Here is an 18,531-nt window from a genome sequence, read left to right on the forward strand (position 1 = left end):
CGCGGCACTGGCTGACTGAATCACCGCATCGATCAATAGAACAGCAACAGGCAAGGGCGCGTGGCTAAACAGAAGACGTTGTACATCTGCAGTGAATGCGGCGGGCAATCGCCGAAGTGGGCCGGGCAGTGCCCTTCGTGCGACGCATGGAACACGCTGGTCGAATCGGTGGCGGAAGCGCCGTCCACGCATCGCTTCCAGTCGCTCGCGAAAAGCGCGCCGGTGCGGCGTCTCGCCGATATCGACGCGTCCGACGTGCCGCGCTTTTCGACCGGCGTCAGTGAGTTCGACCGTGTGCTGGGCGGCGGTCTGGTGCCGGGCGGCGTGGTGCTGATCGGCGGCGATCCGGGCATCGGCAAATCGACGCTGCTGCTGCAATCGCTCGCGGAAATCGCCGCGGACAAACGCGCGCTCTATATCAGCGGCGAAGAATCGGCTGCGCAGATCGCGCTGCGCGCGCAACGGCTGTCGCTGCTCGAGCCCGGCTCGAAGGCCAGCGAACTGCAGTTGCTCGCGGAAATCCAGCTCGAAAAGATCCAGGCGACGATCGCCGAGCGGCGACCCGACGTCGCGGTGATCGACTCGATCCAGACGGTTTATTCCGACGCGTTGACTTCCGCGCCCGGTTCGGTCGCGCAGGTGCGCGAGTGCGCGGCGCAGTTGACGCGGATCGCCAAGCAGTCGGGCACCACCATCATCATGGTCGGCCACGTGACCAAGGAAGGCGCGCTGGCGGGGCCGCGCGTGCTGGAGCACATCGTCGATACGGTGTTGTACTTCGAAGGCGACACGCATTCGTCGTTCCGGCTGGTGCGCGCGATCAAGAACCGCTTCGGCGCGGTCAACGAACTGGGTGTGTTCGCGATGACCGAGCGCGGTTTGCGCGGCGTCGCCAATCCTTCCGCGCTGTTTCTGTCACAGCATGAACAATCCGTGCCGGGTTCGTGCGTGCTGGTCACGCAGGAGGGCACGCGGCCGCTGCTGGTCGAAGTGCAAGCGCTGGTGGACGCGGCGAACGCACCGAATCCGCGCCGGCTCGCGGTCGGCCTCGAACAAAACCGGCTGGCGATGCTGTTGGCGGTGCTGCATCGGCACGCCGGCATCGCCTGCTTCGATCAGGACGTGTTCCTGAACGCGGTGGGCGGCGTGAAGATCACCGAGCCCGCTGCCGATCTGTCCGTGCTGCTCGCAATTCATTCGTCGATGCGTAACAAGCCGTTGCCGAAGGGGCTGGTCGTATTCGGCGAAGTTGGGCTGGCCGGCGAGATCCGGCCGTCGCCGCGCGGTCAGGAACGTCTGAAGGAAGCCGCGAAACTGGGCTTTTCGGTCGCGGTGATTCCGAAGGCCAATGCACCGAAGCAGCCGATTGACGGCTTACAGGTTGTTGCCGTTGAAAGGATCGAACAGGCGATCGACCGGGTCCGCACGCTCGAATAGACGGGGCTGTGGCGGCTGCAGGCGCCTTCCGCGGCGTAATGATGTGTAAATATCTCCATATTGGCTGTAACCCAACCGACATTCCTTTTTCCTAAGCTGGGGGCTATTGCATCCCCCTTCTGATGCCGAAAAAAGGATTGCGCCTTGAAACAGTCATATGAAACCGTAGCCGAGCGGCCGATGCAGGTGCGCGGTTGCCGCGTCTCCGCACCCATTCGCCAGCCTTGGGGCGGTGCTTGCCGGATTGTCGAGTGGATCGACACGACGGGGCAGATTTCCCGGCGGGTGGTGGCCGAACATGTAACCGCAGCGGAAGTGCGGGCCACCATCAACCGTCACGTTGAAGGCCGCAAGCATTTGTTGTTCGACGACGAGAAAACGCCGCGCCAGACCTTGCCGCGGCAAACGGCGGCCAAACGCTGACGCCCCCGGCGCTGGCCGCTTGCCTCAACCGGCGTAGCGGTCCTCGTCATCTTCGGCTTCAATTTCGCTCTCGCTTGTGGCCACGTAGGTCTGCGGATTGAACAGCGGATGCCGCGCAGCTTCCGCCGGAGTCAGCACCGGCGACACGCAACAGTCGAGCGGCTCCAGCAGCAATACCCATTCTTCCAGCGGACGCTTGCCGATCAGGTCGGCCAGTTCCTGCGTCAGCGCGGCGGCGTCCGGGCCGCCGATCGCCTGGCCGAGACTCCAGTGGCGCGTCGCCCATTCGGGCCGGTCCAGCGCCATGCACAAGGTTTCCCAGAACTTCAGTTCGAGCGCGCCGACCGCGAGCCAACGATGGTCGAGCGTGCGGTACAGGTTATAGCAGGGCACGCCGCCATTCAGCAGACCGGCGCCGGCGGCCGGTGCGACGCCGTCATTGGCGAGTGAGACTTGCGCGACGACGTTGTGCGCGTGCGTGACATGGGTCATCGACACGTCGACGAAGCGGCCATCGCCACCGCGCGAGACATGCCATAACGCGGCGAGGATCTGCGTCACCGCGCTCAATGCGCCACCGAGCAGGTCGGCAATCTGGAAGTTCGGCAGGATCGGCGTGCCGTCGCGGCTGACCAGTTGATCGAGCACGCCCGCGTAGCCGATGTAGTTCAGATCGTGGCCGGCGTGGTGGGCAAACGGACCGCTCGCGCCGTAGCCGCTGATCGCGCAATAAACCAGTTTGGGATTGGCCGCGCGCAGTGTTTCGTAACCGATGCCGAGGCGCTCCATCACGCCGGGCCGGAAACTCTCGATCAGCACATCGGCTTCGGCCGCGAGGGCGCGCAACACGTTGCGTCCCGCTTCCGATTTCAGGTCGAGGCGCGTTTCGCGCTTGCCGCGATTGACGAGCCGGTAAAACGCGCCGGGCCGGCCCGCAACGCGGTCGCTCGACGACTGCATCATCGTGCGGGTGGGGTCTCCCGCGCCGGGTGCTTCGATCTTCAGCACGTCGGCGCCGAGTTCGGCGAGCCGCAACGCCGCGACCGGGCCCGGCAACAGACGCGTCAGATCGAGCACGCGCAGGCCTTTCAGCGCGGGCGGCACTGATAACGACGCCGTTGATGACGCAGATGATGACGCAGATGAAGTCACGGATGACAAGGCCAACCCCTGATCGATGCCGGCGCGGACTTGAGAACTGCGTGCCCGCTAGCCGATTTGTTCGAGTTCCTCGTGAGCGTCGAGCCATTCGGCTTCGAGCGCTTCGAGGCGCGCGTTCACATCTGCCTGACGGCGGATCGCCTCCGTCAGTTTGCTTTTCTGCTCGGGATCGTAACTCGCCGGATCGACGACGAACGCATCGAGCGTCGCTTTTTCCGCGTTGAGCGAGTCCATTTCCTTTTCGATCTTCGTGATACGGCTTTGCAGCGGTTTTTTCAGGTGCGCGAGCTTTTGCCGCGTTTCGGCTTCGAGACGGCGCTGTTCCTTGCGATTGACGCCATTGTCCGCACTATCCGCGCCATTCGATGCCGCGCCGGCTTTCAGCGCCGCGCGTTGTTCAGCCGCGTGTTGCAGCAGCCAGTCGCGGTAATCGTCCAGATCGCCGTCGAATTCCTGCAGACGATGCCTGGCAACCAGCATGAATTGATCGGTCGTGGCGCGCAGCAGATGCCGGTCGTGCGATACCAGAATCAGCGTGCCCTCGAACTGTGCGAGCGCCATGGTCAGTGCATGACGCGTTTCGAGATCCAGGTGGTTAGTCGGCTCGTCGAGCAGCAGCAGATTAGGCTTTTGCCAGATGATCAGCGCCAACGCGAGGCGGGCCTTTTCTCCCCCTGAGAAGGGCGCGATTTTTGAGGTCGCCATCTCGCCGGAGAAGTTGAAGCTGCCGAGGAAGTCGCGCAGTTCCTGCTCACGCGTATCCGGCGCGAGCCGCGCCAGATGCTGCAACGGCGTGTCGTCCGGGCGCAGCGTTTCCAGTTGGTGCTGCGCGAAGTAGCCGATGCGCAGACCCTTGCCTTCGCGCACATGACCGCCGAGTGCTTCGAGCGTGCCGGCCAGCGTCTTGATCAGCGTCGATTTGCCCTGGCCGTTCGCACCGAGCAGGCCGATGCGCTGGCCGTTCTGAATCGACAGCATCACATGCTCGACGATCGGAATCTCGACGCCGTCATTGCGATAGCCGCAGCGCACGCCTTCCATCACCATCATCGGATTCGGCGCGGAATCGGGCGTGCGGAACTCGAACGTGAACGGCGACGACGCATGCGCCGGCGCGATCAGTTCCATCTTTTCGAGCGCCTTCACCCGGCTTTGTGCCTGGCGCGCCTTGGTGGCCTGAGCCTTGAAGCGGTTGATGTAGCTCTGCAAATGCTCGACGGTGCGCTGCTGTTTCTCATACGCGCTCTGCTGCAACGCGATCTGCTGCGCGCGCAGGATTTCGAACTGCGAGTAGTTGCCGCCGTAACGCTTGATCTGCTGATACTCCAGATGCAGTGTCACATTGCAGACCGAATCGAGAAACTCGCGGTCGTGCGAGATCACGACCAGCGTGCCCGGATAACGGTTCAGCCAGTCTTCGAGCCAGACGATCGCGTCGAGGTCCAGGTGGTTGGTCGGTTCGTCGAGCAGCAGCAAATCGGAGCGGCACATCAGCGCCTGCGCGAGATTCAGCCGCATGCGCCAACCGCCCGAGAAGCTGCCGACCGGCTCGCGCGTCTGATCGAGCGTGAAGCCGAGACCGAGCAGCAGCGCTTCGGCGCGGGCGGGCGCGGTGTAGCCGTCGGCGTCGGCGAACGCGGCGTGCGCTTCGCCTTCGGCGGCCCCGTCATGCGCGGCCGACGCTTCGGCGATACACGCTTCGATCGCGCGCAACGCGGCGTCGCCGTCGAGCGTGTAGGCGAGGGCGGTTTTGTCGGCGGCGGGCGTTTCCTGCGCGACGTGGGCGATCTGCCAGGTCGGCGGGATCGAGAAATCGCCGCCGTCCGCGTGCAGGTCGCCGAGCAGCACGGCAAACAGCGTCGACTTGCCCGCGCCGTTCGCCCCCACCAGGCCGGCCTTTTCGCCGGGGTTGAGGGTGAACGTGGTGTTTTCGAAGAGCGGCTTGGTGCCGCGCGCGAGGCTGAACTGGTTAAAGCGGATCACGAAGAGGCCGGCTGAAGAAAACCGCTATTTTAGACTGCCGGGGCTGACACCGGGCGCTCAGCCAGGATCGGCCATTCGGCCGACTGTACCGGCGAGGCATTTAGCATAGACTGAAGGCTTTCACGGGGAGAAAACATGACATCGATCTATTCGTATTCGGCACGCACGCTCGGCGGCGAGGAAGTCAGTCTCGAGCGCTATCAGGGCAAGGTGCTGTTGATCGTCAATACGGCGAGTGAATGTGGCTTCACGCCGCAGTACGCGGGCCTGCAAAAGCTCTATGACACCTACGCGGCGCGCGGCCTCGCGGTGCTCGGTTTTCCGTGCAACCAGTTCGGCAAGCAGGAGCCGGGCGACGCCGCGCAGATCGGCGGTTTCTGCGAGAAGAACTACGGCGTGACCTTCCCGATGTTCGACAAGATCGACGTGAACGGCGCGAACGCACATCCGCTGTTTCGTTACTTGACGGGCGAGGCGCCGGGCCTGCTGGGGCTCGAGGCGATCAAGTGGAATTTCACCAAGTTCCTGATTGGCCGCGACGGCAATGTGGTCAAACGCTATGCGCCGCTGACCAAGCCGGAGGCGATTACCGAAGACGTCGAGAAGCTGCTGTAACCCTTCGGGCGGTGGAGCGGAGCGGCAGCTACAGGATCGGCGAGAACAACCGTGCGACGTGCATCAGCACGCGCCGCAACGCGCTCGCTTGCCGGTAATCGTTGCAGTCGATTTCGAGCGACTCGGCGAAATCCTTCAGCAGCATCGCTTCGACTTCTTCGGCAAAACCGCGGTCCACGGTCAGTACCATGATCTCGAAGTTCAGGCGAAACGAGCGATTGTCGAGATTGGCACTGCCGATCGCCGCGGCCACGCTGTCGATCAGCACGACCTTCTGGTGCAGGAAGCCCGGCTGGTAGCGAAAAATCCGGATGCCCGCGCGCAGCGAGTCGTACGCATAGAGTTTCGAGGCTTCGAACACGACGAGATGGTCGCGCCGGCACGGAATCAGGATGCGCACATCCACGCCGCGCAGCACCGCAAGCCGCAGCGCCGCGAACACCGCCTCGTCGGGCACGAGGTAAGGCGTGGTGATCCAGATCCGCTCACGTGCCGCGGTGATCGCCTGGACGAAGAAGAGCGAACAGGTTTCCTGCTTGTCGGCCGGGCCGCTCGGCATCACGAGACAGTGCATACCTTGACCGGCCGGCTCGAATGGCGGGATGTCGAATTTCGGCAACTGTTGGGTTGCCGAATGCCAGTCTTCGGTGAACACGAACTGGATGCTGGCAACCGCCGGGCCGCGCACTTCGACATGCGTGTCGCGCCATGGCGAGAGCGGCGGCTTGCCGCCGAGATACTCGACGCCGACGTTGTGTCCGCCGACAAACGCGCGCTCGCCGTCGACCGAGACGATCTTGCGGTGATTGCGGAAGTTCAGTTGCAAACGGTTGACGAAACGGCGATTGGTGGCGAACGGGTGCGTCTCGACACCGGCCGCGCGCAGCGCCGCCACATAGCGGTGGGGCAGATCGAAACTGCCGATGCTGTCGTACAGAAAGTAGACGCGTACGCCTTGCTGCGCTTTCGCGATCAGCGTGTCTTTGAGCATCGCGCCGAGCGCATCGTCGCGCACGATGAAGAACTGCACGATCACATAGTGGCGCGCACCTTCGATCGCTTCGAAGATCGCCTCGAAGGTCGCTTCGCCGTTCACTAGCGTGCGCACCGAATTGCCCGGCAGGAACGGCATGCCCCCCAGACGCGTCAACGAATGCACGAGGCTCGCGCCGAGTTCTTCCGTGGGCAGGCCTGCCGACGAGTCCCGCGTATCCCATTCCAGCGGATGCGCGCGCGTGCGCAGCAATTCGTTCTCGGTGCGGCGGGCGTCCGCGTAGCCGGCAAACTTGCTGCGGCCGAGGAACAGGTACGGCACCAGCGTCAGATACGGCATCGCGACTAGCGACACCGCCCACGCGATCGCGCCTTGCGACGTGCGGGTGTTCAGAATCGCATGGCATGCGGCGATCGCGCCGAGGATATGGGCGAGGGCGACCAGCGGGCCGATGTGAAGCAAGTCGAATTGCATAGGCGGCTGAAGGGTTTCCGGGGCGCTGCCAGGTGGCTTGAAGTCGCCGTGGGCAGTCGACCGCGCCCATCTTACCGAACGCGCGCGCGTTGGGGGGCGTTACGGCGATTTACGGCTTTGTGGTGAAGCGCAAGGAGGCGAGGCGCGTTGCGCACGGCGGACAGTGATAGGCCGCCGCGCGCATCGGCAGGTGAAGCGATAAGAAGCGATACAGCGTCAGACCGGCAGATCCGCGGCCTGAATCAGGAACACGTTGTCGTCGCCGGCGCTGGTCGACAGCCATACGAGGTCGAGGCCGCCGAACGCTGCCTCGACGTTCGCGCGCTCGTTGCCGATTTCGACCACCAGCACGCCGTCGTCGGTCAGCCAGTTGCGCGCTTCGCCGATGATCCGGCGCACGATATCCATGCCGTCCGCGCCGCCTGCCAGAGCCATGTCAGGCTCGTGCTTGTACTCGGCGGGCAGTTCCCGCATCGACGCCGCGTTCACATACGGCGGATTGCTGATGATCACGTCGTAGCGGCGCTCGGCGAGCGGCGCGTACAGATCGCCTTCGAAGAGCGCAATGCGGTCGTCGAGGTGGTAGTCCGTGACGTTGCGCGTCGCGACTTCGAGCGCGGGCGCCGACAGATCGACCGCATCGACATCCGCATTCGGGAACGCGTGCGCCGCGAGAATCGCGAGGCAGCCGGAGCCGGTACACAGTTCGAGCACCGCGCCGACCTGCTCGGGATCTTCCACGTACGGTTGCAGGCCGTCCTGCAGCAGTTCGCCGATGAACGAGCGCGGCACGATCACGCGCTCATCTACGTGAAAGCGGAAGCCGTGCATCCACGCTTCCTGCGTGATGTATGCCGCCGGCACGCGCTCGCCGGCACGGCGTTCGATCACATTCAGCACGGCGTCGATTTCGGCGGCGCTCAAACGCGCGTCGAGAAACGGCTCCAGCAGATCGAGCGGCAGATGCAGCGTGTGCAGTATCAGATAGGCGGCTTCGTCGTAAGCGTTGGCCGAGCCGTGGCCGAACGACAACTCGGCCTGATTGAAGCGCGACACTGCGAAACGCAGCAGGTCGCGGACGGTGGAAAACGGGAGCGTCATCGCAAATATTCCCTGGTCAGGCGATCAGTTGTTCGAGCACGCGACGATACACGTTCTTCAGCGGGTCGATGTGAGCAAGTTCGATATGCTCGTCGATCTTGTGGATGCTGGCATTCAGCGGGCCGAATTCGACCACCTGTTCGCAGATGCGCGCGATGAAGCGGCCGTCCGAGGTGCCGCCGGTGGTGGACAGTTCGGTCGTGACGCCGGTTTCGTCCTTGATCGCTTTCGCTAGCGCGTTCGACAGATCGCCGCGCGGCGTGAGGAACGGCAGGCCGCTCACGGTCCACTGCAGGTCGTATTCAAGGTTGTGCCTGTCGAGGATCGCGTGTACGCGCGCTTGCAAACCTTCGACCGTGCTCGCCGTCGAGAAGCGGAAGTTGAACAGCACGTCGGCGTGGCCCGGGATCACGTTGCTCGCGCCGGTGCCGCTGTGAATGTTCGACACTTGCCAGGTGGTGGGCGGGAAGTATTCGTTGCCGTCGTCCCAGCGTTCGGCGACCAGTTCGGCCAGCGCGGGCGCCAGCAGATGCACCGGATTCTTCGCCAGATGCGGATAGGCGATGTGGCCCTGCACGCCCTTGACGATCAGCTTGCCCGACATCGAGCCGCGCCGGCCGTTCTTTACCGTGTCGCCGAACTGCGCGCTCGACGTCGGCTCGCCGACAATGCAGTAGTCCATGCGCTCGCCGCGCGCTTGCAGTGCTTCGACGACCTTGACGGTGCCGTCGGTGGCGGGGCCTTCTTCATCGCTCGTGATCAGGAACGCGATCGAGCCGCGATGCGCGGGGTGCGCGGCGACGAACTCTTCGCTTGCCACCACGAAGCCGGCGATCGACGTCTTCATGTCGGCCGCGCCGCGTCCGTATAGCTTGCCGTCGCGATGGGTCGGCGCGAACGGTGCCGAATTCCATTGTTCGAGCGGGCCGGTCGGCACGACATCCGTGTGGCCGGCGAACGCGAGCAGCTTGCCGCGCGTGCCGTCGACGCCGCGTTTGACGGCCCACAGGTTGGTCACGCCGTTCGATTCGATCGTCTCGTGTTCGAAGCCGAGCGCGGACAGGCGCTCGATCAGCAGGCGCTGGCAATGCTGGTCGTCGGGCGTCACGGAGGCGCGCGCGATCAGTTGTTCGGTAAGGGCGAGGGTGCCGGACATGGATTCAGTACAAGCCACTTTGAAATGAAAAAATGCCGGCTGGCGGTGCAGCACCGCAGCCGGCAACAGCTTTTGAGCAACGCGGCGGGGCCACGCTTGACTTCTTGATGCGTTCGATCTTGCGCGTCAGATCACGCAAACAGCGCTTCGTATTCGTCCGCCGCAAAACCGAGCGACTTCACACGCCCGTTGACAACGAGCACCGGCCGCTTGATCACCGACGGCTTGTGGATCATCAACGCGATCGCGCCCGATTGCGTATCCGCCGCCGACTTCATGTCGTCCGACAGGGCACGCCAGGTGGTGCCGCGACGGTTCAGCAATGTGTCGAGCTTCACGTCTTTCAGCCAATCCTGTACGAGCGGCTCGGTCACGCCATGCTTCTTGAAGTCGTGGAATTCGAACTCGACGCCGTGCTCTTCCAGCCACACGCGGGCTTTCTTCACGGTGTCGCAGTTCGGGATGCCGTAGACGACGGTTTTGGTGCCGCGTGCCATCAATCGCCTCGCAGCAGCTCGTTCAAGCCGACCTTCGCGCGCGTCTTTGCGTCGACCTTCTTGACGATCACGGCGCAGTAGAGGCTATGCGAGCCGTCCTTCGACGGCAGATTGCCCGCCACCACCACCGAGCCCGCCGGAATGCGGCCGTACGTGACTTCGCCCGTTTCGCGGTCGTAAATCTTGGTGCTCTGGCCGAGGTACACGCCCATCGAGATCACCGAGTTTTCTTCAACGATCACGCCTTCCACCACTTCCGAACGCGCGCCGATGAAGCAGTTGTCTTCGATGATGACCGGATTGGCCTGCAGCGGCTCCAGCACGCCGCCGATGCCCACACCGCCCGACAGGTGGACGTTCTTGCCGATCTGCGCGCACGAACCGACGGTTGCCCACGTGTCGACCATCGTGCCTTCGTCGACATACGCGCCGATGTTGGTGTATGACGGCATCAGCACGACGTTCTTCGCGATGAACGAGCCGCGGCGCGCGATCGCGGGCGGCACCACGCGGAAGCCGCCGGCGGCGAAGTCTTCAGCGGTGTAGTTGGCGAACTTCGAGGGCACCTTGTCGTAAAACTGCGAGTAGCCGCCAGCCGGTTGCACCACGTTGTCTTCCAGGCGGAACGACAGCAGCACGGCTTTCTTCAGCCATTGGTTGACAACCCAGTCGCCGTCTTTCTTTTCAGCGACGCGCAGCGCGCCTTTGTCCAGTTGTTCGATCGCATGCGCGACGGCCTCGCGCACGTCGGCCGGCGCGGCTTTCGGCGACAGGTCTGCGCGGTTTTCCCAGGCGGTGTCAATGATCTGCTGAAGTTGTTGCGACATATGCGTGTTTTATCGAAGAGTTGAAGTCTGAAGAAGAGGATGCGATGCGCGAGCGTTATTGGCGATAAAGCCTCAACCCGCCAGCGCGCGGCAAAAATCGACGATTCGTTGTGCGCCTTGCGTGCATTCGTCGACATCGGCGACGAGCGCCATGCGTACGAAATTGCGGCCGGGATTCACGCCGTGCGCGGTGCGCGCGAGGAACGAGCCCGGCAGAACCGTCACATTATAGTCGGCGTAGAGGCGCTGGGCGAACCCGGTGTCCGAGAGGCCGGTGCGCGACACGTCGGCCCACAGGTAGAACGCGGCGTCCGGCAGCCGCACGTCGAGTACCCCGGCGAGCATTGGTGTCACGGTGGAAAACTTCCGCACATACTTCGCGCGGTTCTCGCGCACGTGCGTTTCGTCGTTCCAGGCCGCGATGCTGGCATTCTGGAACACCGTCGACAAGGCTGCGCCGTGGTATGTCCGGTATAGCAGGAAGGCTTTGAGGATGTCGGCGTCGCCCGCGGCAAAACCCGAGCGCATGCCCGGCACGTTCGAGCGTTTGGACAGGCTCGACAGCATCACGAGGCGCTCGAAGCCGCGGCCGAGCTTGTGCGCGGCTTCCAGACCGCCGAGCGGCGGGTTGGCTTCGTCGAAGTAAATTTCCGAATAACACTCGTCCGACGCGATCACAAAGCCGTAGCGGTCCGACAGCGCGAACAGCTCGCGCCAGTCGTCGAGCGTGAGCACGGCGCCGGTCGGATTGCCCGGCGAGCACACGTACAGCAGTTGCGTGCGGGCCCAGATGTCGGCGGGCACCGCTGAATAGTCGCAGGCGAAATTGCGTGCCGGATCGCTATTGACAAAGTACGGCTGGGCGCCCGCCAGGATCGCCGCGCCTTCATAGATTTGGTAGAACGGATTCGGACAGAGTACGATCGCAGGCTCGCCCGACGCATTCCGTTTCGGGTTAATGACCGTCTGCGCGAGCGCGAACAGCGCCTCGCGCGAGCCCGACACCGGCAACACCTGGGTGGCCGGGTCGACCGGCGGCAGGTTGTAGCGCCGCGTGACCCACTGGGCGATCGACTCACGCAGCGGCAGCGAGCCGATGGTCGCCGGATAGGCCGACAAGCCGCCGAGCGACGCGACCACGGCGTCGCGAATCAGTGCCGGCGTGGGATGTTTCGGCTCGCCGATGCCGAAGCTGATGTGCGCGAGACCGGCCGGCGGCGTGACGTCCTTGAAAAGCGCGCGCAGCTTTTCGAACGGATAGGGCTGGAGGGAGTCGAGTAGCGGGTTCACTGGGCGGATCGAGCCTGATCGAAGAGGGGCGCAGAGGGATGCTGGGCACGCGCGCTGACGGCAAACGCATGAAACACGCGAAACGGACGGCAGCGGCGGCGAGTGGATGATTATAGCGGGGCGCGCCCAGCGTGGGGCGCGCCGCGCGGCGTGGCCGGCGTGGAACGCATAGCCGGGCGCGCCGAGCATGGGCCCCATGCCCTATGCCCCGTGCGCGCAGCTGGCATGACATGCCGGCCCGCGCCGCGCCGAATACGGCGCAACCCGCCAGGCGGCGCAGTCAGTGCGCCGCAGCGGGAATGACGCGAACCGCGGACGGTTCGCGTGAAAGGAAGCAGGAGCAGTGATGTACGTCACAACAATCATCGAGACACATGCCGGACGAAGCGGGCGCAACGACGCCGTCGTCCGTGGCAGCAACACCGCCAGCGCCTGCGCAAGGAGCGCGTCATGACCAACTGGCTTCGCAACGGTTGGCCGACGCTCGCGATCATGCTGGGCGCGTCGGTGTGGGGGATGATCTGGTATCCGCTGCGCACGCTGGCGGCGCTCGGGGTAACCGGCACGGCGGCAAGCGCGCTGACGAGCGGCGCCGGTTGCCTGTTCGTCCTGCTGGTGCGCTATCGCGCACTCAAAACCGTACGCTGGCATTGGCTGCTACCCGCCCTGGCCCTGGCAGCGGGCATCACCAATCTCGGCTTCGTGTGGGGTTCGATCCACGGCCAGGTGATGCGCGTGCTGCTGTTGTTCTATCTCACTCCCGCATGGACCGCGCTGTTCGCGCACTTCATCCTGCATGAACGGCTGACGTGGGCCGGAGCCGGGCTGGCCGCGCTGTCGCTGGCGGGCGCAATGACGATGCTATGGTCGCCGCAACTGGGCATCCCGGCGCCGGGCAATCTCGCCGAATGGGCGGGCCTTGCCGGCGGCATGGGCTTCGCGATGAGTAACGTGCTGATCCTCAAGACGAGCCGCGTGCTGCCTGAGATGAAGCCCGAAATGCGCACCGCGACGATTTTCGGCGGCGCGGCGCTGTTCAGCGCCTGCGCCTCGCTGTTCGAAGCAATGCCCGCGCCGCCCACCGGCGGGCATCTCGGCACGGCCGCGTTGCTGGTGCTCGGCCTCGGTTTTCTGCTGGCGTCGAACAATATGCTGGTGCAGTACGGTCTCTCGCGTGTGCCGGCCAATCGGGCATCGATCATCATGCTGTTCGAGATCGTGATCACGGCTTTGTCCGCGTGGCTCTTTGCCGGCGAGACGCCCGGCCCGCGCGAATGGGCGGGTGGCGCGTGCATCGTACTGGCCTCCGCGTTGTCCAGTTGGGTGCATCGGACCAAGGCCAGCCCGGTTGATCAGACCAAAGAGGATGCCGGCCCCGGCGTGGACCACGGCGCCGGCCATGACGCAGACCGTAAGGACCGTCAGAACCGTCCGCGCGCGATGGTATGATTGCCTCTCATTAGCTAACGCGCGCTTGACCGCGCGCGATTAGCGCCCGTTTCGCGAGGCTTCACGGGCCGTTTCGCTGCATCGGCAAACGGCTTGCGCGGCCTTCACGAGTCACCTTTATTTTCCCTTTTCAATCAGCGATATCGCCGTGCGTCTGACCTCGATCAAACTCGCTGGCTTCAAGTCATTCGTCGATCCCACGCATTTCCAGGTTCCGGGCCAATTAGTCGGCGTGGTCGGTCCCAATGGGTGCGGCAAGTCCAACATCATCGATGCCGTGCGCTGGGTGCTCGGCGAATCGCGCGCTTCCGAGCTGCGCGGCGAATCGATGCAGGACGTGATCTTCAATGGCTCGACCGCGCGCAAGCCGGGTAGCCGCGCCAGCGTCGAACTCGTGTTCGACAACGCCGACGGCCGCGCCGCCGGCCAGTGGGGCCAGTATGCCGAAATCGCCGTCAAGCGCGTGCTGACGCGCGACGGCACTTCGAGCTACTACATCAACAACTTGCCGGCGCGCCGCCGCGACATTCAGGACATCTTCCTCGGCACCGGCCTCGGGCCGCGCGCCTACGCCATCATCGGGCAGGGCATGATCGCGCGCCTGATCGAGGCGAAGCCGGAAGAGCTGCGCGTGTTCCTCGAAGAAGCCGCCGGCGTGTCGAAGTACAAGGAACGCCGCCGCGAAACCGAGAACCGTCTGCACGACACACGCGAGAATCTGACGCGGGTCGAGGACATCGTGCGCGAACTCGGTTCGAATCTCGAGAAGCTCGAGGCGCAGGCGATCGTCGCGACCAAGTACAAGGATTTGCAGGCGGACGGCGAAGAGAAGCAGCGCCTGTTGTGGCTGTTGCGCAAGAACGAAGCCGGCAGCGAGCAGGAACGCCAGCAGCGCGCCATCGAACAGGCGCAGATCGACCTCGAGGCGCAGACTGCGAAGCTGCGCGAAGTCGAGGCGCAACTCGAAACGCTGCGCGTCGCGCATTACTCCGCCAGCGACGCGATGCAGGGCGCGCAAGGCGCGCTGTACGAGGCGAATGCCGAAGTCAGCCGTCTTGAAGCCGAGATCAAGTTCATCGTCGAGTCGCGCAACCGCGTGCAGGCGCAGATCGCTGCGCTGACCGCGCAGCGCGAGCAGTGGCAGTCGCAGGCCGAAAAGGCGCAAGGCGATCTCGAAGACGCCGAAGAACAACTCGCCGTTGCCGAAGAAAAAGCCGCGCTGGCCGAAGACGAAGCCGCCGCCAAGCACGACGCGATGCCGGCGCTCGAAGCGCGCTGGCGCGATGCGCAGACGGAATTGAACGCCGAGCGCGGCGGCATTGCGCAGACCGAACAGGCGCTGAAGCTCGAAGCCGCGCATCAGCGCAATGCCGATCAGCAATTGCAGCAGTTGCAGCAGCGTCACGAGCGGCTGAAGTCGGAAGCCGGCGGACTGGATGCCCCCGACGAAGCGCAGCTCGAAGACCTGCGCATGCAGCTCGCCGAGCATGAAGAAATCCTCCACGACGCCCAGGCCCGCCTGGCCGATGCGCAGGAAACGCTGCCGCGCCTCGATGGCGAGCGCCGCAGCGCGCAAGAACGCGTGCAGTCGGAGAGCGCGCAGATTCATCAGCTCGACGCTCGGCTTGCCGCGCTCAGGCAATTGCAGGAAAACGTCCAGACCGAAGGCAAGATCCAGCCGTGGCTTGAAAAGCACGAGTTGAGCGGCTTGCCGCGTCTGTGGAAGAAGCTGCATGTCGAAGCCGGTTGGGAAACCGCGCTCGAAGCGGTGCTGCGCGAGCGGCTCGCCGCTCTGGAAGTGTCGAACCTCGACTGGGTCAAGGCGTTCGCCACCGATGCGCCGCCCGCCAAGCTCGCGTTCTATTCGCCCCCGGTGGCCGGCCAGCCGGCCGCTACGCCGCCCGCATTGCGCCCGCTGCTGTCGCTGGTTCGCATCGACGACGCAGGCCTGCGCGCGGTGCTGAACGACTGGCTCGGCCTCGCGTTCGTCGCCGACGATCTGGCGCAAGCGCTCGCGATGCGCTCGCAGTTGCCGGAAGGCGGTTCGTTCGTCGTCAAGGCTGGCCACGTGGTGACGCGCGTCGGCGTGCAACTGTATGCCGCCGATTCCGAACAGGCCGGCATGCTGGCCCGTCAGCAGGAAATCGAAAACCTGACGCGCCAGGTGCGCGCGCAGGCGTTGCTTGCCGACGAGGCGAAGGCTGCCGCGATCCGCGCCGAAGCTGCCCACACGCAAGCTGCGCAAGCACTGACCGACGTGCGCCAGCAGTCGGAGCGCGCGACGCAACGTGTCCACGCATTGCAGATGGACGTGCTCAAGCTCACGCAAGCGCACGAGCGCTACATGCAGCGCAGCACGCAGATCCGCGAAGAACTCGAAGAAATCACCGCGCAGATCGAAGCGCAGCGCGCGATGCGTACCGAGTCGGAAGCGAACTTCGAGCGCCACGACGCGGAACTCGCCGAATTGCAGGCACGTTTTGAAGATCACCAGATGGCCTTCGAAGCGCTCGATGAAGAACTCACCGCCGCGCGCGCACAATCGCGCGATCTCGACCGTGCCGCCACCGACGCGCGCTTTGCCGCGCGCAACATGGCGAACCGCATCGACGAATTGAAGCGCAGCATCCAGGTCGCGCATGAGCAGAGCGAACGCGTGGCCGCGTCGCTGGACGATGCGCGTGCCGAGCTGGAAACGATCAACGAACAGACCGCGCACACCGGTTTGCAGGACGCGCTCGATATCCGCGCGGTCAAGGAAGAAGCGCTGCATGCCGCACGCCTCGAACTCGACGATCTGACTGCCAAGCTGCGCGCTGCCGACGAAACCCGTCTGACCGCCGAGCGTGCGTTGCAGCCGCTGCGTGACCGCATCAACGAATTGCAACTGAAGGAACAGGCCGCACGCCTGAACGGCGAGCAGTTCATCGAGCAACTGGTCGCGGCCGGCGTGGACGAAGCCGAATTGCAGGCCAAGCTCACGCCGGACATGAAGCCGTCGTACCTGCAAGGCGAAGTCACGCGGATCAACAACGCGATCGCCGCGCTCGGTCCGGTGAACATGGCCGCGCTGGACGAACTGAAGGCGGCAAGCGAGCGCAAGACGTTCCTCGACTCGCAATCGGCCGACCTGACCAACGCGATCGAAACGCTAGAAGACGCGATCCGCAAGATCGACGGCGAAACGCGTACGCTGCTGCAAGGCACCTTCGACGAAGTGAACCGTCATTTCGGCGAACTGTTCCCGCGTCTCTTTGGCGGTGGCCAGGCCAGGCTGATCATGACCGGCGACGAAATTCTCGACGCCGGCGTGCAGGTGATGGCGCAGCCGCCAGGCAAGAAGAATTCGACGATTCACCTGCTGTCGGGCGGCGAGAAGGCGTTGACCGCCACCGCACTGGTGTTCGCGATGTTCCAGCTAAATCCCGCGCCGTTCTGTCTGCTCGACGAAGTGGACGCGCCGCTCGACGACGCCAACACGGAACGCTTCGCGAACCTCGTGCGCGCGATGTCGGACAAGACCCAGTTCCTGTTCATTTCGCACAACAAGATCGCGATGGAAATGGCGCAGCAGCTGATCGGCGTGACCATGCAGGAGCAGGGCGTGTCGCGGATCGTTGCCGTCGACATGGAAACGGCCGCCGGTTTTGCCCAGAATATCGTTTAAGTTGTCGTTTAAGTTGATCATCGCGGGCGTCCGCGTTCACCGCAGCGGCCGTCGGCCGCGCGATACGTGGGGCGGGCGCAGAGCCGCGCAGACAGAAGAATTGCTGATGGAGCATGCATGGACGAGTTGACACTCGGTTTGATCGGCGCGGGCGCCGTGGTGGTCGGGGGCGTGGTCGTGTACAACGCGTGGCAGGGTGCGAAAGTGCGCCGCAAGATGCCGCGGCCGATGCCGGCCGACGCGGCTGAAAGCATCGCGCGGGACGATCAGCAGGAACAGAGTCCGTTCATCGAGCCGGCCCGTCCGACCACACGCCGCGAGCCGATGGTGGGTTCCGATGCGGCCGCGGAAACGGCGGCGGCGCGCGTCGAGCCGACTTTCGGTGCAACAGCTGCGCCGCTCGACACGCCGGCCGATATTCAGGCCGAGACGATTACGCCGAACGGCTATCCCGAAGCCGAAGGTGTAGCTGCTGCCGAAGGTGGCGAGGCGGCTGAGGCTGGCAAGGCCGCCAAAGCGGGCGAGCGGAACGAACCGATCCTGCCCGCCGCCACGACGATTTCGTCGGCGCCGCCGGCTATCGTCGATCGCCGCATCGACTGCATCGTGCCGATTCGCCTGAATGGCCCGGTGGCCGCCGACAAGGTGATCCCGCTCGCGCAGCGTCTGCGCCGCGCCGGCAGCAAGCCGGTGCATATCGAGGGCAAGCTCGAAGGCGGCGCGTGGGAGCTGCTGCAAAACGGCGCGCGCTACGAAGAGCTGCGCGCGGCCGCGCAGTTGGCCAATCGCAGCGGCGCGCTCAATGAACTGGAGTTTTCGGAGTTCGTGACCGGCGTCCAGCAGTTTGCCGATGCACTCGACGCGTCGCCGGAATTTCCCGACATGCTCGAAACGGTCGCGATGGCGCGCGAACTCGACGGCTTTGCCGCGCAGTGCGACGCGCAACTGTCGATCAACGTGCTCTCCGACGGCGCGCCGTGGTCCGCCAACTACGTGCAGGCGGTGGCTTCGCAGGACGGCTTGCTGCTGTCGCGCGACGGCACGCGCTTCGTCAAGCTCGACGCGAAGCAGAGCCCGGTGTTCATGCTGCAATTCGGCGACACCAACTTCCTGCGCGACGACCTCACGTACAAGGGTGGCCAGATGATCACGCTGGTGCTCGACGTGCCGGTGGCCGATGAAGACATCCTGCCGTTCCGTCTGATGTGCGATTACGCGAAATCGTTGGCCGAGCGCATCGGCGGGCGGGTGGTCGACGACGGACGGCGTCCGTTGCCGGAAACCGCGCTGCTGGCGATCGAAAAGCAGTTAATGACGCTGTACGCGAAGCTTGAGCAGGCTGGCATCCCGGCCGGTTCGCCCGCCACGCGGCGCCTCTTCAGCCAGTAACGTTTCCGACTTTCATGTTGTACTCGACGGCCGCACGATGTGCGGCCGTCGGCGTTTTTGGGCGGTGC

14 protein-coding genes are annotated in these 18,531 nt (G+C 64.6%); 6 read left to right on the top strand and 8 right to left on the bottom strand.

Going from position 1 to position 18,531, the window contains the following annotated elements; translation table 11 throughout:
* Positions 1–60: 60 nt before the first annotated feature.
* Complete coding sequence (gene radA, locus AC3WOG_RS07750) at positions 61–1,437, top strand: DNA repair protein RadA (RefSeq protein WP_492577433.1); 1,377 nt, start codon at positions 61–63, stop codon at positions 1,435–1,437.
* Positions 1,438–1,581: 144 nt separating this feature from the next.
* Positions 1,582–1,860, top strand: coding sequence for a DUF2866 domain-containing protein (locus tag AC3WOG_RS07755; protein ID WP_492577434.1), 279 nt, complete (start codon positions 1,582–1,584; stop codon positions 1,858–1,860).
* A gap of 24 nt (positions 1,861–1,884) precedes the next feature.
* On the opposite strand, the gene AC3WOG_RS07760 is transcribed toward AC3WOG_RS07755, so the two are convergent.
* A complete protein-coding gene (locus AC3WOG_RS07760; protein WP_492579738.1) occupies positions 1,885–2,952 on the bottom strand; it encodes a CaiB/BaiF CoA transferase family protein in 1,068 nt (355 codons plus the stop codon).
* Positions 2,953–3,069: 117 nt separating this feature from the next.
* Positions 3,070–5,004: an ATP-binding cassette domain-containing protein gene (locus tag AC3WOG_RS07765; RefSeq protein WP_492577435.1), complete on the bottom strand. Its 1,935-nt coding sequence runs from the start codon at positions 5,002–5,004 to the stop codon at positions 3,070–3,072.
* 135 nt (positions 5,005–5,139) lie between these two features.
* Here AC3WOG_RS07765 and AC3WOG_RS07770 point away from each other — a divergent pair, with 135 nt between their 5' ends.
* The gene (locus AC3WOG_RS07770; protein ID WP_492577436.1) at positions 5,140–5,619 is read left to right on the top strand and encodes a glutathione peroxidase; all 480 of its coding nucleotides are present in this window, start codon (positions 5,140–5,142) and stop codon (positions 5,617–5,619) included.
* A gap of 28 nt (positions 5,620–5,647) precedes the next feature.
* Here AC3WOG_RS07770 and cls read toward each other — a convergent pair whose 3' ends face one another.
* From cls to dapC, 6 genes are all read right to left on the bottom strand, one after another.
* Positions 5,648–7,087 carry a cardiolipin synthase gene (gene cls, locus AC3WOG_RS07775; protein WP_492577437.1) on the bottom strand — a complete coding sequence of 480 codons (1,440 nt, stop codon included), beginning with the start codon at positions 7,085–7,087 and terminating at the stop codon, positions 5,648–5,650.
* 216 nt (positions 7,088–7,303) lie between these two features.
* A complete protein-coding gene (gene prmB / locus AC3WOG_RS07780; RefSeq protein WP_492577438.1) occupies positions 7,304–8,188 on the bottom strand; it encodes a 50S ribosomal protein L3 N(5)-glutamine methyltransferase in 885 nt (294 codons plus the stop codon).
* Between the two features lie 16 nt (positions 8,189–8,204).
* Positions 8,205–9,344, bottom strand: a complete 1,140-nt coding sequence (gene dapE, locus AC3WOG_RS07785) for a succinyl-diaminopimelate desuccinylase (RefSeq protein WP_492577439.1) — start codon at positions 9,342–9,344, stop codon at positions 8,205–8,207.
* Between the two features lie 131 nt (positions 9,345–9,475).
* On the bottom strand, positions 9,476–9,841 hold the full coding sequence (locus AC3WOG_RS07790) for an ArsC family reductase (RefSeq protein ID WP_492577440.1): 366 nt from the start codon (positions 9,839–9,841) through the stop codon (positions 9,476–9,478).
* A complete protein-coding gene (dapD, locus tag AC3WOG_RS07795) occupies positions 9,841–10,668 on the bottom strand; it encodes a 2,3,4,5-tetrahydropyridine-2,6-dicarboxylate N-succinyltransferase (RefSeq protein WP_097389616.1) in 828 nt (275 codons plus the stop codon). The genes AC3WOG_RS07790 and dapD overlap by 1 nt, the downstream gene beginning before the upstream one ends.
* Positions 10,669–10,740: 72 nt before the next feature.
* A complete protein-coding gene (gene dapC, locus AC3WOG_RS07800; RefSeq protein ID WP_492577441.1) occupies positions 10,741–11,958 on the bottom strand; it encodes a succinyldiaminopimelate transaminase in 1,218 nt (405 codons plus the stop codon).
* A 450-nt stretch (positions 11,959–12,408) separates the two neighbouring features.
* On the opposite strand from dapC, the gene AC3WOG_RS07805 reads away from it, so the two are divergent.
* The 3 genes from AC3WOG_RS07805 (at position 12,409) to AC3WOG_RS07815 (ending at position 18,463) form a co-directional block, all read left to right on the top strand.
* The gene (locus AC3WOG_RS07805) at positions 12,409–13,407 is read left to right on the top strand and encodes a DMT family transporter (protein ID WP_492577442.1); all 999 of its coding nucleotides are present in this window, start codon (positions 12,409–12,411) and stop codon (positions 13,405–13,407) included.
* Between the two features lie 148 nt (positions 13,408–13,555).
* Positions 13,556–17,074, top strand: coding sequence for a chromosome segregation protein SMC (gene smc, locus AC3WOG_RS07810; RefSeq protein ID WP_492577443.1), 3,519 nt, complete (start codon positions 13,556–13,558; stop codon positions 17,072–17,074).
* A 117-nt stretch (positions 17,075–17,191) separates the two neighbouring features.
* Positions 17,192–18,463, top strand: coding sequence for a cell division protein ZipA C-terminal FtsZ-binding domain-containing protein (locus tag AC3WOG_RS07815; protein ID WP_492577444.1), 1,272 nt, complete (start codon positions 17,192–17,194; stop codon positions 18,461–18,463).
* Positions 18,464–18,531: the final 68 nt, after the last annotated feature.

The sequence above is a fragment of the Paraburkholderia sp. FW306-02-B genome (assembly GCF_058782725.1).

What these genes read in the sequence shown, in the direction of transcription:
- AC3WOG_RS07770 (WP_492577436.1), top strand. Translation starts at nt 5,140, where the DNA reads ATGACATCGATCTATTCGTATTCGGCACGCACGCTCGGCGGCGAGGAA.
- cls (WP_492577437.1), bottom strand. Translation starts at nt 7,087, where the DNA reads ATGCAATTCGACTTGCTTCACATCGGCCCGCTGGTCGCCCTCGCCCAT.
- prmB (WP_492577438.1), bottom strand. Translation starts at nt 8,188, where the DNA reads ATGACGCTCCCGTTTTCCACCGTCCGCGACCTGCTGCGTTTCGCAGTG.
- dapE (WP_492577439.1), bottom strand. Translation starts at nt 9,344, where the DNA reads ATGTCCGGCACCCTCGCCCTTACCGAACAACTGATCGCGCGCGCCTCC.
- AC3WOG_RS07790 (WP_492577440.1), bottom strand. Translation starts at nt 9,841, where the DNA reads ATGGCACGCGGCACCAAAACCGTCGTCTACGGCATCCCGAACTGCGAC.
- dapD (WP_097389616.1), bottom strand. Translation starts at nt 10,668, where the DNA reads ATGTCGCAACAACTTCAGCAGATCATTGACACCGCCTGGGAAAACCGC.
- AC3WOG_RS07805 (WP_492577442.1), top strand. Translation starts at nt 12,409, where the DNA reads ATGACCAACTGGCTTCGCAACGGTTGGCCGACGCTCGCGATCATGCTG.
- AC3WOG_RS07815 (WP_492577444.1), top strand. Translation starts at nt 17,192, where the DNA reads ATGGACGAGTTGACACTCGGTTTGATCGGCGCGGGCGCCGTGGTGGTC.